This is a genomic window from Photobacterium andalusiense, from assembly GCF_900185625.1.
Classification (GTDB): Bacteria; Pseudomonadota; Gammaproteobacteria; order Enterobacterales; family Vibrionaceae; genus Photobacterium; species Photobacterium aquimaris.
Genome location: NZ_FYAJ01000001.1, coordinates 121,219 through 136,837, shown reverse-complemented (window position 1 = coordinate 136,837; position 15,619 = coordinate 121,219). Strand labels below are relative to the sequence as shown.

General features: G+C 42.7%; 17 protein-coding genes. All 17 read right to left on the bottom strand.

Annotation, left to right across the window (positions count from 1 at the left end; genetic code table 11):
* Window positions 1–75: 75 nt before the first annotated feature.
* Window positions 76–1,206, bottom strand: coding sequence for a flagellar biosynthesis protein FlhB (gene flhB / locus PAND9192_RS00675; RefSeq protein ID WP_087852134.1), 1,131 nt, complete (start codon window positions 1,204–1,206; stop codon window positions 76–78).
* Window positions 1,207–1,278: 72 nt separating this feature from the next.
* Window positions 1,279–2,061 carry a flagellar biosynthetic protein FliR gene (fliR, locus tag PAND9192_RS00670; RefSeq protein WP_087852133.1) on the bottom strand — a complete coding sequence of 261 codons (783 nt, stop codon included), beginning with the start codon at window positions 2,059–2,061 and terminating at the stop codon, window positions 1,279–1,281.
* Window positions 2,062–2,119: 58 nt separating this feature from the next.
* Window positions 2,120–2,389, bottom strand: a complete 270-nt coding sequence (gene fliQ / locus PAND9192_RS00665) for a flagellar biosynthesis protein FliQ (protein ID WP_045026998.1) — start codon at window positions 2,387–2,389, stop codon at window positions 2,120–2,122.
* Between the two features lie 30 nt (window positions 2,390–2,419).
* Entirely contained in the window at window positions 2,420–3,217 is a 798-nt protein-coding gene (fliP, locus tag PAND9192_RS00660) for a flagellar type III secretion system pore protein FliP (protein ID WP_234998936.1), read from the bottom strand.
* A gap of 31 nt (window positions 3,218–3,248) precedes the next feature.
* Window positions 3,249–3,605 carry a flagellar biosynthetic protein FliO gene (gene fliO, locus PAND9192_RS00655; protein WP_065166458.1) on the bottom strand — a complete coding sequence of 119 codons (357 nt, stop codon included), beginning with the start codon at window positions 3,603–3,605 and terminating at the stop codon, window positions 3,249–3,251.
* Window positions 3,606–3,614: 9 nt separating this feature from the next.
* Window positions 3,615–4,001, bottom strand: coding sequence for a flagellar motor switch protein FliN (fliN, locus tag PAND9192_RS00650; protein ID WP_060997075.1), 387 nt, complete (start codon window positions 3,999–4,001; stop codon window positions 3,615–3,617).
* A 22-nt stretch (window positions 4,002–4,023) separates the two neighbouring features.
* Window positions 4,024–5,073, bottom strand: coding sequence for a flagellar motor switch protein FliM (gene fliM, locus PAND9192_RS00645; RefSeq protein ID WP_087852131.1), 1,050 nt, complete (start codon window positions 5,071–5,073; stop codon window positions 4,024–4,026).
* A gap of 7 nt (window positions 5,074–5,080) precedes the next feature.
* Window positions 5,081–5,560 (bottom strand): flagellar basal body-associated protein FliL, encoded by a 480-nt coding sequence (gene fliL / locus PAND9192_RS00640; RefSeq protein WP_087852130.1) that lies wholly within the window; start codon window positions 5,558–5,560, stop codon window positions 5,081–5,083.
* Between the two features lie 53 nt (window positions 5,561–5,613).
* Window positions 5,614–7,002, bottom strand: coding sequence for a flagellar hook-length control protein FliK (locus PAND9192_RS00635; protein WP_087852129.1), 1,389 nt, complete (start codon window positions 7,000–7,002; stop codon window positions 5,614–5,616).
* A 132-nt stretch (window positions 7,003–7,134) separates the two neighbouring features.
* Complete coding sequence (gene fliJ / locus PAND9192_RS00630) at window positions 7,135–7,578, bottom strand: flagellar export protein FliJ (RefSeq protein WP_087852128.1); 444 nt, start codon at window positions 7,576–7,578, stop codon at window positions 7,135–7,137.
* A 42-nt stretch (window positions 7,579–7,620) separates the two neighbouring features.
* Window positions 7,621–8,937 (bottom strand): flagellar protein export ATPase FliI, encoded by a 1,317-nt coding sequence (gene fliI, locus PAND9192_RS00625; RefSeq protein ID WP_060997080.1) that lies wholly within the window; start codon window positions 8,935–8,937, stop codon window positions 7,621–7,623.
* Window positions 8,934–9,749 (bottom strand): flagellar assembly protein FliH, encoded by an 816-nt coding sequence (gene fliH / locus PAND9192_RS00620; RefSeq protein WP_087852127.1) that lies wholly within the window; start codon window positions 9,747–9,749, stop codon window positions 8,934–8,936. The genes fliI and fliH overlap by 4 nt, the downstream gene beginning before the upstream one ends.
* Before the next feature lie 44 nt (window positions 9,750–9,793).
* A complete protein-coding gene (gene fliG / locus PAND9192_RS00615; RefSeq protein WP_087852126.1) occupies window positions 9,794–10,834 on the bottom strand; it encodes a flagellar motor switch protein FliG in 1,041 nt (346 codons plus the stop codon).
* A complete protein-coding gene (fliF, locus tag PAND9192_RS00610) occupies window positions 10,827–12,569 on the bottom strand; it encodes a flagellar basal-body MS-ring/collar protein FliF (protein ID WP_087852125.1) in 1,743 nt (580 codons plus the stop codon). Before fliF ends, fliG begins: the two co-directional genes overlap by 8 nt.
* 61 nt (window positions 12,570–12,630) lie before the next feature.
* On the bottom strand, window positions 12,631–12,942 hold the full coding sequence (gene fliE, locus PAND9192_RS00605; RefSeq protein WP_060997084.1) for a flagellar hook-basal body complex protein FliE: 312 nt from the start codon (window positions 12,940–12,942) through the stop codon (window positions 12,631–12,633).
* Window positions 12,943–13,003: 61 nt separating this feature from the next.
* The gene (locus PAND9192_RS00600; protein ID WP_087852124.1) at window positions 13,004–14,374 is read right to left on the bottom strand and encodes a sigma-54-dependent transcriptional regulator; all 1,371 of its coding nucleotides are present in this window, start codon (window positions 14,372–14,374) and stop codon (window positions 13,004–13,006) included.
* A 29-nt stretch (window positions 14,375–14,403) separates the two neighbouring features.
* Window positions 14,404–15,426: a sensor histidine kinase gene (locus PAND9192_RS00595; RefSeq protein WP_087852123.1), complete on the bottom strand. Its 1,023-nt coding sequence runs from the start codon at window positions 15,424–15,426 to the stop codon at window positions 14,404–14,406.
* Window positions 15,427–15,619: the final 193 nt, after the last annotated feature.

Below are 15,619 nucleotides of genomic sequence, written 5' to 3'. Positions count from 1 at the left end.
CAAGTATCATGCCGCATAATTCTGCCATTATTTTGACGGTAAATTTATGCTTTCACAGTTATAATGATGAAATAATTAATGTTGTAATTCTTGAGGAATATCCGTTGCTGCTGCGGATAATATCGGCTTTTGACCTTTACCCCGGCGATAAGCTTTTAATTGGAAAACATAAGCTAATACTTGCGCCACTGCGACAAATAAACCATCGGGTACTTGCTGCTCTAATTCGGTGGTGTAATAGATCGCACGTGCTAATGGTGCTGCGGGCACAATATCAATATTATGTTTGTTGGCAATTTCACGAATTTTAAGTGCTAAGTGATCGCCACCTTTGGCAATCACTATCGGTGCAGCATCTAGTTTAGGATCATAACGCAATGCCACCGAGTAGTGTTCAGGGTTGGTGATCACTACATCGGCTTGTGGTACATCAGCCATCATTCGTCGCTGCGCCATTTCACGTTGCAGCATACGAATACGGCCTTTTACTTCAGGCTTACCTTCAGAATCTTTATATTCATCTTTAATTTCTTGCTTGGTCATTTTCAATTGATCACTAAAATGCCAAATTTGGTAAGGCACATCAATTGCCACTACCACCAGCAATGAACAACAGATCAATAGCACAAAGTTGAGCAATATATCCAAAGCATGAAAATAATTAGCAGGAAAGGTTTCAATACTGAGTTGAAAAAAATCATCCAAACTAGAATAAATCAGATACCCCGCCACACTTGCCACTAAGCCAACTTTAAGGATTGATTTAATAAGTTCGACCCAACTTTGGCTACCAAACATCCGTTTAAGACCACTAAGAGGGTTCATTTTAGATAATTTTGGCATCGCCGCTTCAGAAGAAAAACGCACCCCTCCTAACCCTGCCGCGCCGATTAACGCCGCTGTAAATAAAAACACCAAAATAATCACTAACGGTAAAAATACTTCCCATATCGCATTCGTAATCACCGCTAATAACAGATGCACATCAAATACTTCTTCACGATTAAGGGTAAACATGCGCGTCATTATGCGACCTAAAGCACTGCTTAGCCCTTCACCAAACCACATTAAACCAACAGCACCGGAAACCAATACTGCTACGGAGGCTAATTCTCTTGAGCGCGGTACTTGACCTTTTTCCCGCGCCTGCTCGCGTTTTCGCGCGGTGGCGTCTTCGGTACGTTCTTGACCGTCAGCATCCGACATAATGGTACGTCCATGGTGAATTTGAAGAAGAATGATCTGCGAAATACATCGCTATAAAATAACAATCAACAGTTAACAATCAAGCCTTGCTAAGCGACACACCTGATCCAAACCCAGTTGCCAAATCGCCTCATATTGCGGCACGATCCCAAGCACAATAAACCAACTGATCGCCAAGCCAAGTAACAGTGCAAATGAAAAACCTAACGAGAAAATATTTAACTGTGGTGCAGCACGCGTCATAACGCCAAACGATAGATTAACGGTTAATAATGCAATCACCCCGGCCAATGCCATATCAACCCCAGCTTTAAAGATATGTCCAAACCAACCGGCTAATTGATAATAATCTGCGCCAACCAACATGCTACTTCCCACAGGCAAAGTGGTAAAACTCAGCACTACCACATTAAGCATGGTTAAATGCCCATCAGTGGCTAAAAACAGCAATATTGCTAGAAACATATAAAACTGCCCCAGCACCGGCGTATTTTGACCATTGGCAGGATCGACCATAGATGCAAAACCTAAGCTCGATTGCATACCTAATATCTGTCCTAACAAGACAAAGGTTTGAGTAATAAACTGGGTTACTAATCCCATCGCAACCCCAATAATAATTTGTTGGGTCGTCACTATAAATCCTGCTAGCGAAAGCAGTTCAATATCCGTCGGCACTTTAGGTAACATCGGCATCACAGCAAAAGTGATGGTTAATGCGAGATAAAGTCGAATCTTTGGCGACACAAAACGGGCCCCAAAAAAAGTCATCGCCATCATCATTGAAGAAATACGCGTGAACGGCCAAAAATAATTGGCAATCCAGTCTAATAATATGCTTGAGGTATAGTGCATAAACTGTGGTTACTCATAACTCACAAATGACGCTGAATTAGCAATTGTCGTCATTGTGCTAATACAACAACTGCGGTATTTGATCGACAATACGGAAAAAATAATCCATCAACATTCGCGTCATCATATGACCAAAAAACATCAAGGCTAATAACGTCACGATTAAGCGTGGTAAAAAACTTAACGTTTGTTCGTTAATTGAGGTTGCTGCTTGAAATACTGCCACCACCAGACCAATTAATAGTCCCGGAATGACGATCGCGCACACCATGATTAACACCATGTATAACGCTTCTTGAAAAATATCGACAAACGCTTCTGGAGTCATTTGTTATTTATCCTTGCCATTTTCGCTATTTTATAAGGTGCCAAAACTGGCTGCTAACGTCGACAGAATTAAATTCCAACCGTCAACCAATACAAACAACATCAACTTAAACGGCAGCGATACAATCATCGGTGATAGCATCATCATACCCATTGCCATTAATACCGAAGCTACCACTAAGTCGATAATTAGAAACGGTAAAAACAACATAAAGCCAATTTGAAACGCAGTTTTAAGTTCTGAGGTAATAAACGCTGGCACTAATACTGTTAACGGTACGGTTTGAGGGTCAGTGGCGTTAGATCCCGACATATTGACAAAGGTTTCAAGATCTTTGACTCGCGTTTGCTTCAACATAAATTGTCGCATCGGATCTTCTGCTTTAGCTAATGCCTGCTGCGCACTGATTTGTTCATTAATATAAGGCTGCACCGCATCAGTATTAATTTTATCGATAACAGGTGACATCACAAAAAAAGTTAAAAACATCGCAATGCCAATAATCACCTGATTAGAGGGCGTTTGTTGCAATCCCATTGCTTGGCGCAAAATCGACATCACCACCACTATGCGGGTAAACGATGTCATTAGGATCACCACTGCAGGCAAAAAGCCCAGCGCAGTCATCAGGGCTAATATTTGCAGCGTGATTGAGTAATCTTCGCTGCCATCAGGGTTCATGGTCACTGATAACGCAGGAATACCACCACCACTGCCCTTACTCGCTGTTAAATGTCCTGCAGCACTTTCTGTTGCCATTGCTGCTTGAGTAATGCTTTCGGTTGCTGACGCTGGCATAGCCATCAACCAGCTACCAATAAACACCATCAACAACAATCTGTTTAGATACGGTAACAAGTTATTTTTTATCATTAGTGGTTATCAATCGGCTCAGCTGAGAAGCAAAATCTGTCGCTGGCACATCTTCCATGATTAAGGGCTGTTCAAGTTTGGTAAGTAACGAAATATTATGCTGAGTGATGCCAACTAATAATTGTTCGTCACCGACTTGAATTAATGCAATCCGTTCCCGTTGACCAAGTGTCAGTTGTTTCACAATCGTCAAACGTTGATCATTACTGTGCACGCCAACCAAACGCATTTTTTTCAGCAGCCACGCTAAAAATAGAATAATCACAATCACCAGCACTAATGACGCTAGCGTGGTGGCTAAATTCAAATCGGGCGCTTGCCCTAATGGTACTGATTGATCCATCACTGACTCTTAACGTAACTTTTTAATGCGTTCGGTTTGACTGATCACATCGGTTAAACGAATACCGAATTTATCATTCACCACTACCACTTCACCGTGAGCGATCAAGGTACCATTGACCATCACATCCAGCGACTCGCCAGCAATACGATCAAGCTCAACCACTGAACCTTGGTTAAGTTGCAGCAAGTTACGAATGCTGATTTGCGTCCGTCCAACTTCCATTGAAATCGTCACCGGAATATCCATGATGGTATCAAGCTTACGACGCTCATCATCAGAGATCGGGGCGGTATCATCGGTTAATTCTTCTAATGGTGCAGTCTGAACCGTATCTTGTTGCTCTGCTAATGCTGCAGCCCAGTCATCTGCCATTTGTTGATCATTTTGAGACATTGTTATTCCTGCTTATTTATTATCAATGCGTTTCATCGTCACTATTCATCTCTAATAATGTCGAGCTTAATAGTTCACGATCTAAGAAAGCTAAATCCGTTTTCACCATATCTGGACGTTTTAATTTATCGGTGATTTTAAGGGCGACATTATCACCACTGCGACCCATCTTGGCGCGATAGGTTGGCAAATCCTCAACAAAAATCGTCGCCGATTCTGGCATAGTGATCGGAATAACATCACCCGTTTGAAGCTCCATCAAGTCGCGTAATGAAATATCAATATCCAATAATTTTGCGCGTAAATTCACTGGCACATCCATGATTTCATCACGTAATGCGTGGCTCCAACGTACATCGGTGTCCATCTTGTCACTTTGAACACCGGCATCGAGTAATTCACGAATCGGCTCAACCATTGAATAAGGCATTACCACATGGAAATCACCACCGCCACCATCAATTTCAATGTGAAATGAACTCACCACAATAACTTCGGTCGGGCTGACAATATTAGCCATGGTCGGGTTAACTTCGGAGTCGATATATTCAAATTCAACCGACATCACTGGCGACCATGCTTCACGATAATCTTCAAACACCAGTTTAAGTAGCATTTGTACAATTCGGCGCTCAGTCGGGGTAAATTCACGCCCTTCAATCTTGGCGTGAAAACGACCATCACCGCCAAAAAAGTTCTCAACCAAAATAAACACTAATCGAGCTTCCATAGTGATCAGGGCTGTGCCTTTTAATGGCCTAAAGCGCACCATATTTAAACTGGTTGGCACATAAAGTGTGTTCTGGTATTCACCAAATTTAATCATTTGGACACCATTAATCGACACTTCAGCGGTTTTACGCAGCATATTAAATAAGCTGATCCGCATATGACGAGCAAAGCGTTCATTGATCAATTCAAGGGTTGGCATCCGTCCACGAACAATGCGATCTTGCGATGAAAAATCAAAAGCGGTTATGCCAGATCCTTGCTCGCTATCATTGCTCTCTTCAGGTTCATCGACCCCATGCAATAATGCATCGATTTCATCTTGGGTTAATAAATCACTCACAGCGCACCTATTGCATCACAAAGCCAGTAAATAACACCCGTTCTACTACAGGCATGTCAGTCATCTTGTTCATTGTTGCTTGTACTGAGGTCAACGCTTGCTGACGTAATTGCTCTCGCCCTAGCGGTTGACGTAATTGTTCCACGGTCATCGCTGCAAAAGTTTGCAACAATCGACTTTCTATTAATGGTATGTGCTTGTTGGCTAACGCTTCATTGGTTTCACCACGCACCATCAGCTGAACTTTTATCTGTACCAATCTATCGCGTTCTTTACCCATAACATTAAAAATGAACGGCTCAGGTAATACGATGTAATAGGCGGACATTTCTAATGGTGCATTCGTTGATGCTACTGATGGCTCAGCCGTCGTTTGAGACGCAATTGAAACTGAAGAATAAAGCCACACCGCTCCAGCTATCATTGCTGCAACCATTATGCTTACCACACTAATAACGGTTATTTTTTTTCTTTTTCCGCCAAACATTACTCATCCTTGGTTGCTATTTTATTACCGATTAAATATTTTTTATCAACACACTACGCGTAGTAATCAACGTGATCTTTATTATCTGTTACCAATAGTTGACTATGTAGTTGGGGTTGATCAACTTCAGGCTGTGATTGCCCCTCAGTCGCAATTATCATTGATGATGATTGCTGGCCTGATTGTGAATTTGCAGCATGGTTATTTTGCTGCCCTGAAAATTGCTGCGGTGTTTCTTGTTGAACTGAGCTTTGTGCTAATTGTAATCCCTGCTGTTGCAGCATTTCTCGTAGCCTTGGCATCGCTTGTTCAACCATGTCACGGGTTTGAGGATTATTGACAGTAAATTGCACTGAAGCCTGATCTTGAGTGATATTCAATTTAATTTGAATTTTGCCGAGCTCTGGCGGATCTAAGCGAATATCAACATGTTTAAGGTTTTTTGCCATCATTATATTAATCCGCTCATGCACTTGTTCACCCGCCTGTTCACGGGTGAGCAATAGCGGTGATTGAGCCGGTGTCATTGGCGGTGTGAGTTCTGGTTTCAATGCTGTCGCTGAAGGTGTTGTTAATCCCGCCAGTTGTTGCGCTAAAGACTCACTATTAGAATTCATCGTTGCAGCTTGAGAAAGACGACTCTTCGATGCTAATAAATCTCCAGCTTCGAGGTTTTCCATGCTCTGTAGCATGTCTGAGGTTGGCGTAGTGACAGTTGCTGTCACTGACGTCGCAACTGTTGGTAGCGGCAAATTATTGACACCACTATCAATGTCGATGTCAGCTTTTTGGCTCTCAATAGCAGTTGCTGCAGCCATTGATGTTTGTAAAGCTGTAGTTGCAGGTGGCAAGCTTTTGCCGCTATTATCAACCATACCAGCCTCTGCTGATAAAGTACCATTAAGTTGCTGATTTGACTGAGTAAGCTGTTGTAAAAACACATTCCCAGCAGCCATTAACTGACTAATATCATCAGCAGCGGGTAGTGCTTTACTATCCTTTGTAACTGTATCAGTTGCAGCTCTATCATCAGTTGCAGTATTGCTAGTAACAATATCAGTGGCAGCATTACCAGTAACAACAACGTCCGTCATTGAGGCATCAGTTAATGTCTTACCATTGTCATCAATCGTTACTGTGTCGTCATTAATGTCGTTATACACAGCAACGGTATTTGGAGTGACAATATCTTGAGCAACAATATTTTGTTCTTGAGCAGTAATAACGTCAGTATCACTGGTTTTAGAATCAATACTGATATCATCTGTTGAAACTAACTCACTATTATTACTCGTTAATAATGGTTGGCTTGCATCAAGTGCTTGCTGATATTGTTGTGAAAAATCATCATCACTTAGTGTGATAGTTTCAGATTCAGCAGTTGCAGCTGATGAAACCACTGATTTTGGCGTTTGCGGTGATGACACATTAAATAGATTCATAGCAACTCTTTTAATACGTGTCGCTACAAACGACAGATAAATGAATAACTGTTTGAAATAAAGCGTCAAAAAAACGTTTGATTCCAAGCTGATGTTCTATGTTAATGCAAAAAGCAAACCAGTTTTTTAATTCTAGCGTTGTTGACGCCGTGCAAATTGTAATGTTACAAATTCATCCATCATTTTTTGCTCTTGTTTATTCAAAAAAAGCTGCCGTTCACGCTGCTTTTTTTCTAATAACCATTCAATACCGCGTTTCTTTTGTTGCATCGCTTGCCAATGTTGACGACATTGCTCAATTTGATTAGCGAAGTAGCCTCCCGCCTGTTTTTGCTTCTCAAGCGTGGTATCAAGTTGAGTTAAGAATTTTTGTAAGTGGCTATATTGACTAGCAGTCAGCCCTTGCTGCCCGCGCTCGGAAAGCTGGCGACAATAATCTAAGCGATACTGTTCAATTTGGGCTAATTGCTGCAAATAATTTTGTTGCTCAAGTTGGGCTTGGTTAAGGGCTAAACTGGCTTGATGTTCTTGTTGTTGCGCTTGTTCTATCAATAATTCAAATGTTCTTAATGGCATACTATAACGACCTTGTCTTTGATTACCTTATTGCAAATACCATTAGCCTCCCAATGTAGAGCGCAACATATTGACGCACATTTCATAAGGCACAGCTTGTTTCATTTCTTGTTGTAAATAATCATCTAATTTGGGTTTAAAGTTAAACGCCTGATCAATAGTGGCATCGGTGCCGGGCTTATAAGCACCAATCGCAACCAAATCTTGATTTTTTCGGCAAATAGATAAAATTTGACGCACCGCTTTTGACATCAACATATGCTCATCACTAACAATAGCGGGCATAACTCGGCTCACTGAACGCTCAACATCAATTGCGGGATAATGACCTGCATCTGCCATTTCACGCGATAACACAATATGACCATCAAGGATCGCCCGTGAAGCATCAGCTATCGGATCTTGGAGATCATCACCTTCACTTAATACCGTGAAAAAAGCCGTAATTGAACCTTGATTTTCATTACCATTACCAGCGCGTTCCACCAGCGCGGGTAACTTAGCAAACACCGATGGTGGATAACCTTTGGTTGCTGGCGGCTCACCAACAGATAACGCAATTTCACGCTGCGCCTGAGCAAAACGAGTCAGTGAATCCATCAGCAGTAATACATCAAAGCCTTGATCACGAAAATACTCGGCGATCGTCAGTGAGGTTTGGCAACCTTTTAAGCGCATTAAGGGCGAAGCATCGGCAGGCGCAGCAATCACCACTGCCCGTTCTCGGCCTTCTTTGCCTAAAATTTCATCAATAAATTCTTTTACTTCTCGGCCACGTTCACCAATTAACCCCACCACCACAATCTGGGCACTGGTGCCACGAGTCATCATGCCTAATGTCACTGATTTACCCACACCAGAGCCTGCAAATAAGCCGATTCGCTGGCCTTTGCCGACCGTCAATAAACCATTAATGGCTTTAATACCAACATCTAGCGGTTCTTTAATTGGTTTACGTGATAACGGATTTATCGGTACTGAAGTAAATGCAGCCCGCTGTTCGGTAAAAATCGGCCCTAAACCATCTAACGGATTACCCATTCCATCAATTACTCGCCCTAATAATTCAGGGCCAACGGGAATACCACTGTTATGTAAAATAGGGGTTACTTTAGCGCCTGGCATCACACCTGATAGCTGCTCGCTGGGCATTAAAAATAAAGTTTCTCCCGCAAAACCTACCACTTCAGCTTCAAGTTCACCGGTGACGGTTTCCACTTTACAGACACTGCCAACAGGGGCGCGACAACCAATGGCTTCAAGGGTTAAGCCGACTACGCGATCTAAACGCCCAGAAGCCACAGGTTTACAGGCCGTATTCGCCGTTTGGTAGCGACTTAGGCGCTGAGCGAGGGTCATAGCGTTGGCTCTTGCAAATTGCTGTTGAGTTCATTAAAGGTAGTCAATGAATGCAAAATTCGATCATCGATTAAATAATCAACGCTAGAACTGCCACATTCCAATTGCAAATCACCGCGTTGTAAACTTGGCTCGGCAATTAATGTCCATTGACGTTGCTGAATATCTGCCTCATCAAAATGGGTCTGTACTAATGCCACATCCTGTGGATGAAGATGTATTTTTATCGCCCGCTCAGCAATCGGCAGGGTTGCTACCACTTCACGTAGTGTATTAAGTAATACTTGTGGGTTGGTTTTTACTTCAACTCGAACCAGCGCCTTCGTTAAGCCATTGACCAATAACAATAGCTGTTGCTCAACCTCAGCATTAACTTGCGCAATCGGATCGGAAAATTTATCCATTACCGCTGTCAATAACGCCACTTGCTGTTCAATTTGAGCTTGGGCTTGTTCAAGTCCTTGCTGTAATCCTTGCGCTAGCCCTTCCGCATGGCCTGCGCTAACACCTTCAGCATGACCTTGAGAAAAGCCTTCGCTATGCCCAGCTTGACGCCCTTGCTCAACACCTTCGTCATAAGCTGATTGCTGCATTGCTTCAAGTTCGGCCGCCGTTAATGGTGATGGTGCTGGCTCTGATTCAGGTTCTGGTTCTGGCTGCAACTGCTGAAGATGATATTGGTGATCATAATTAAGCGCATTTTCAGCTTCATGCTCACCATCATTGCTGTAATCAGGATAAGACCAACGTTCAAGTTCTTGTGCTTGATGCTCTGGTACACGCATAAAACCGCGGCGACGTTCATTACTCATGCGAAATAGTCGCTCCATGCTCAACCACAGCGTTAATCATCATCTTATAAGAACTCATCAGTACCGCCATTGCCTGTTAGCACTAACTCACCTAAATCAGATAATCGACGTGCAATAGATAAAATTTCTTTCTGCGCCGCTTCAACATCCGCGACTCGAATTGGTCCCATCGCTTCTAAATCTTCTTGCAACATTTCACCGGCACGCTTAGACATATTGCTATAAAACTTATCACGCAACATGTCATCAGCACCTTTAAGGGCTTTTTGTAGTAACTCTTGTGGTACATCACGTAACAAGATTTGAATACCGCGATCATCAACTTCAATCAAATTATCAAATACAAACATCAGATCTTGAATTTGAGTAGCTGTCTCTTCATCGTTTTCGCGAATTTGATCCATCAACAACCCTTCAACGTTATTATCGAGGTAGTTCATGATCTCAGCCGCCGCTTTAAGACCACCAATCTTAGCCGCTTGCGCACCGGCTTGACCTGCAAATTGTTTTTCCATGATATCGTTTAATTCATGCAATGCCGCAGGCTGTACTTCTTCTAAGTTAGCAATACGCATCATCAAATCTAACCGCACTCGCTCAGGAAATTGCGATAAAATTTCAGCCGATTGTTCCGGCTCTAAATACGATAAAACAATAGTTTGAATTTGTGGGTGCTCATTAAGAATAATGCTCGCGACTTGGCGTGGATCCATCCATTTCAGAGAATCAAGTCCACGCGAGCCACTGCCCATTAAAATTTGATCCACTAAGTTATTGGCTTTGTCTTCGCCTAATGCTGCCACTAACGCATTACGCACAAAATCTTCACTGCCCATACCAATGCTGGTGTATTTTTGAATCTCTTCTAAAAATAATCGATGAACACTAGATACTTTATCTTGATTTAAGTTTTTCATGCTTGCCATAGTGCCGCCGACCCGCTGCACTTGCTTAGGATCTAGATGACGAATAATGCTGGCTGCATCTTGCTCATTAAGACTTAATAGTAAAATTGCGGCTTTTTCAGCGCCATTAAGACTTTTAATATCAAATTTATTGTCAACTGTTGCTACGTCATTAGCCATCTTCATTCATCCAGCTTTTCACTACTTGAGCAGCAAGATCCGGTTCATTGGCAACCAATGCTCGTACTGCTTTGAGTAAATCTTCATCTTTATGTAAATTAGGTAGATCTAAACTACTGCTACTTAATTCAAAACTTTCATGACCATCGACATCACCGCCAATCAAACCAGTACCATCGCTGCTACTGTGAGTCAGTATTGGCATACCATTTTCATCTAACGGTGTACCGTCTGCGGTTTGATTTGGATAGAGCAGCTTCTTCATTGCCGGACGCACCAGTACTATCACAATGACAATAATCACTAATGCCGCCGCTAACCATCGCACCCAACTGCTAAAGTTAGGGTTTTCCCAAATTGGCACCTCAGCTAATAATTGCTCTTCTGGCAACGCAAATGGCACTGATAATACTTCTAATAAATCGCCACGTGCTGCTGAAAAACCAATCCCTCCCATTAGTAAGCGGCGAATTTTAACAATTTCAGCTTCCGAGACTGGCACGCGCGTAATGTCACCGGTTTTAGGATCGACAATGGTTTTATAGTCAATTGCCACCGAAACCGTTTGGCGATCAATCACTCCTGTTTGGGCTCGCTTATGACTAATGGTGGTATCTAACTCATAATTACGCGTCGATTCACGGTGCATACGGCCGTTCCCGCTGCTCGTTCCCGCTTGCATATCTTTGATATTTTCAGGAATAGAACTACTAACAGGTGGCTGATTACTTAATGCCCCTGGAATACCCGCCACCACTTGACCACCATTGCTATCTTCACGGGTAAACTCACTTCGTGTTGCTGCTGTAGCTGGGTTATAACGTTTATGGGTTTCTTCTAAGGCCGAGAAATCCATCGCAATATCAACTTGCGAGGTGTAATTACCTAAGCCTAAAACCGGCATTAAAATCGCATCAATTTTTTCACGTAGTGATTGTTCTTGCTTACGTTCTAATTCATATTCTTTACGTTTCGCGCTTGAACCAGGATCTTCAGTGCCTGAGCTTAATAAGCGTCCATGTTGATCGGTAACGGTAACCCGTGTCGGACGTAATCCCGGCACTGCCGTTGCAACCATATCAACAATTGAATCCACTTCTTGCTGACCCAACGCAGCGCCAGAGGCTAAGGTTAGAAAAACCGTCGCGGTCGCGTCTTGATTATGACGCACAAACACACTTTGCTTGGGCATTGCTAATAACACTTGTGCCTTACGCACTTGACTAATTTGTTCAATCGCACGTGCTAATTGGCGTTCACGGCTTAATTTTAAGCGTTCGTTTTCAAGCCGTTGTGACACCCCAAAGCCCATGTCTTGCAATAAAATATCATCACCTTCAGCAGTACGACTGTTTAAACCACTACGAGTTAAATCTAATTTTATACTGCTGTATTTATCTGCTGGAACACGAATAGTATTGCCATCAAGTTGGTAATCAATTTTCTTTTGATCGAAGTGATCTAAAATAGGAATTAATTCTTCGGTCTCATAGCTACCGAGGGGCCGCATTTCAGGTTCTTTTATCCACACCACCACCATCACAATTAACGCGACACAGATGGCAACCGATAACACTAAAATTACCTGCCGTAACAGATCAAGGTTGCCTAAAATACTGTCGGTACGTGATGCTTTTTTCTCGGCAAGATCCGGATCTTGAGAGGCATCACGTAACACCGGCGAGGTATTATTATTTGCAACCGCAACTTGTTGATTAACAGTTTGATCTGACACTATTTATTACTCACACATATCACGAAATGATGCGTTATCACATCCACAATAACCACGGTATTTATACCGGCATATTCATTAATTCTTTGTAGGCTTGCACCATTTTATTACGCACTTGCACTGTCGCTTCAAACGCCACACTGGATTTATTACGCGCAATCATCACATCCGATAACGACACACTTCGATCTCCTTGATCAAAACGGGTGGCTAAATCACTTGATTGACCTTGTAGGGTATTTACTGACTTAATGGCATCGTTAAGTAAATTGCCAAAATCAGCACTTACTTGCTGGCCTGTTGGCGGACGAATAGTATTTTGTGCTTCTAAACGCATGGTCTGCATTTCAGTCGCTAATCCATTAACTTTCATTGCATAGTCTCACTGGGTTATTTACTGCTACCACTAAGCAGCGGATAAAATATCAATCGGTTTACGCAGGTAACTGAATTCCTGCATCGCGCATTTTAGCTAACTTATAGCGTAACGTTCGTGGGCTAATACCTAGTTTATCAGCCATATGTTTACGATTACCTTGGCAGGCAACTAAGGTATCAAGAATAATGGTGAACTCTTGTCCACGTAATTCATTACCTAAACTCTCGGTCGCAGTAGCTGGCGATATAATAGTTGCCGCAGCGGTGTTAGCCGCGGTTGAACAATCAGCCATCTGTAACCAATCAAGTCCTTCTATTAGAATATGTTGCTCATTTATCATAAGGTTATCGTGAATGATTAACGCGCGTTGAATCACGTTATCAAGCTCACGGACATTTCCTGGCCATGAATATTGTAATAATTTGTGCTGCGCACAGTCGCTCAGCGTTGGCACGGCAAGCCCTTGTTGGCTGGCATGACGCTGGAGAAATAATTGCGCCAATGGCAAAATATCGCCGCTGCGTTCAGCTAATGCAGGCCAAGTGATTGGAAAAACATTTAAGCGGTAATATAAATCTTCACGAAAATGGCCCGCGGTAACATGGCTTTTTAAATCCCGATTACTGGTCGCTATAATGCGTACATTTAATTTAATGCTTTTACGACCACCTAAGCGTTCAACTTCACGCTCTTGTAATACCCGTAATAATTTAGCCTGCAAGTTAATATCCATTTCACTGATTTCATCCAGTAAAATAGTGCCATTTTGCGCTTGTTCAAATTTGCCTGAACATGCCTGCACCGCGCCTGTAAACGCGCCTTTTTCATAGCCAAACAACATCGCTTCCAGCATATTCTCAGGAATGGCAGCACAGTTAATTGCCACAAAAGGGCCATCACTGCGTAATGAATGCTGATGAATATAACGCGAGAGCACTTCTTTACCTGAACCACTTGGGCCTAATACCATCACACTGGCATCGGTTTTAGCGACTTTTTCTGCCATCGCCAATAAATGCAAACTTTTAGGATCAGCCACTACGGTATCGGTCAAATGGTGTTTAACCGGCGCATAGCGGCCAACCATATTAAGCAGTACTTGCGGTGCAAACGGCTTCGACATGTAATCAATCGCACCTTCTTTCATGGCAGCAACCGCATCTTCAATATTGGCGTAAGCTGTCATCAATAGCACTGGCATTTTGGGCCATTGCAGCTTGATGCTGCGCAGTAAAGCTAAGCCGTCCATTCCTGCCATTTGAACATCAGACACCACAATATCAATCGGCTCTGATTTCAGTAGCACTAATGCCTGCTCTGCGCTTTCCGCTTCTAGCCATTGATAACCCGCTAATGCCAGAGTATCGACTAACGCTTCACGCAAACCGGTGTCATCTTCGACGATTAATACTCGTGTTTGAGTCATGTTGTACTCTCCATAGTAAACTTGAATCGTTATGCTGCTTGCAGTGATACAGCGAGTGGTAGCTGCAAAGTAAAGGTTGCCCCATGACCAAGCTGTGACTGTAATTGCAAACTACCTTTATGCGCAGCGACCACCATTTGCACCACAGCTAAACCTAATCCAGTACCTTGTTGACGAGTGGTGTAAAAAGGCTCTAACACTTTTTGATGATCTTCCACCGCAATACCAGGGCCATTATCGCTAACACTGAGCAATAGCATTTGCCCTTGTTGCTGGCAACGCACCGCAACTCGGCAGCCTTTGCCTGACATTTGAATCGCATTGGTGATCAAATTTCCCACCGCACTGGCTAACGCATTTTCATTACCTAACAGCAGTAATGTTTCATCGTCACAATCAATACTAAAGTCAACATCCTCACTCATTAACTGAGTTTCAATGAGGGTTTCTAAACGGTTGAGTAAACTTTCGACATTAAACTCACTCACCACTTTATTATCGCCACCTTTAGCAAATAGCAGCATGTCATTAACTTGTTTTTCAAGATCGTAGAGGCGATCAACCAGCTTAGTTTGGAAACGGTTACGGGTGATTGCCGTTAGCCCTGATGACGCTAGATTTTCTGCATATAATAATGCGCTGGCAAGCGGCGTTCGAACTTGATGCGCCAATGACGCCACCATTCGCCCTAATGATGATAAGCGCTGCATTTCACTTAATCGTGACTGTAACTGCCGAGTTTCGGTTAGATCAGTGATCACGATAAGCTGCCCTGCCGCAGACGCTGAAATAGCAAGCTTGACTTTACGCCCACTGCGCAATGAAACTTCATGACCATCATCATCTTGAGGTGCGAAACTACGTTGAATAATTTCTCCCCAGCGTTGGCCTATTAACGGCTCACCTAACAACCGCAATGCTTCTTGATTGGCTTCAGTGATCAGTCCTTTTTCATCCAACAAAATCACCGCAACAGGCATCACTTGTAATACTTGCTGATAACGCTCAACTTGTTGGTTCAACGCCAATACTGCTACCGATGAGTCACTCATGATTACCCTAAAACAAACACCACACCAACAACTAAATGCAAGTTACATACCATTATTAATCATTAACTATCAGTAACTTAATAAAAACATCGCATTCAAAACAGTGTCACTTTTATGACACTCGTCGCTATTTAATCGCTACCATTAATATTGTTTAACCATAATGATGAATTTATGCTCGCAACCATTGGCA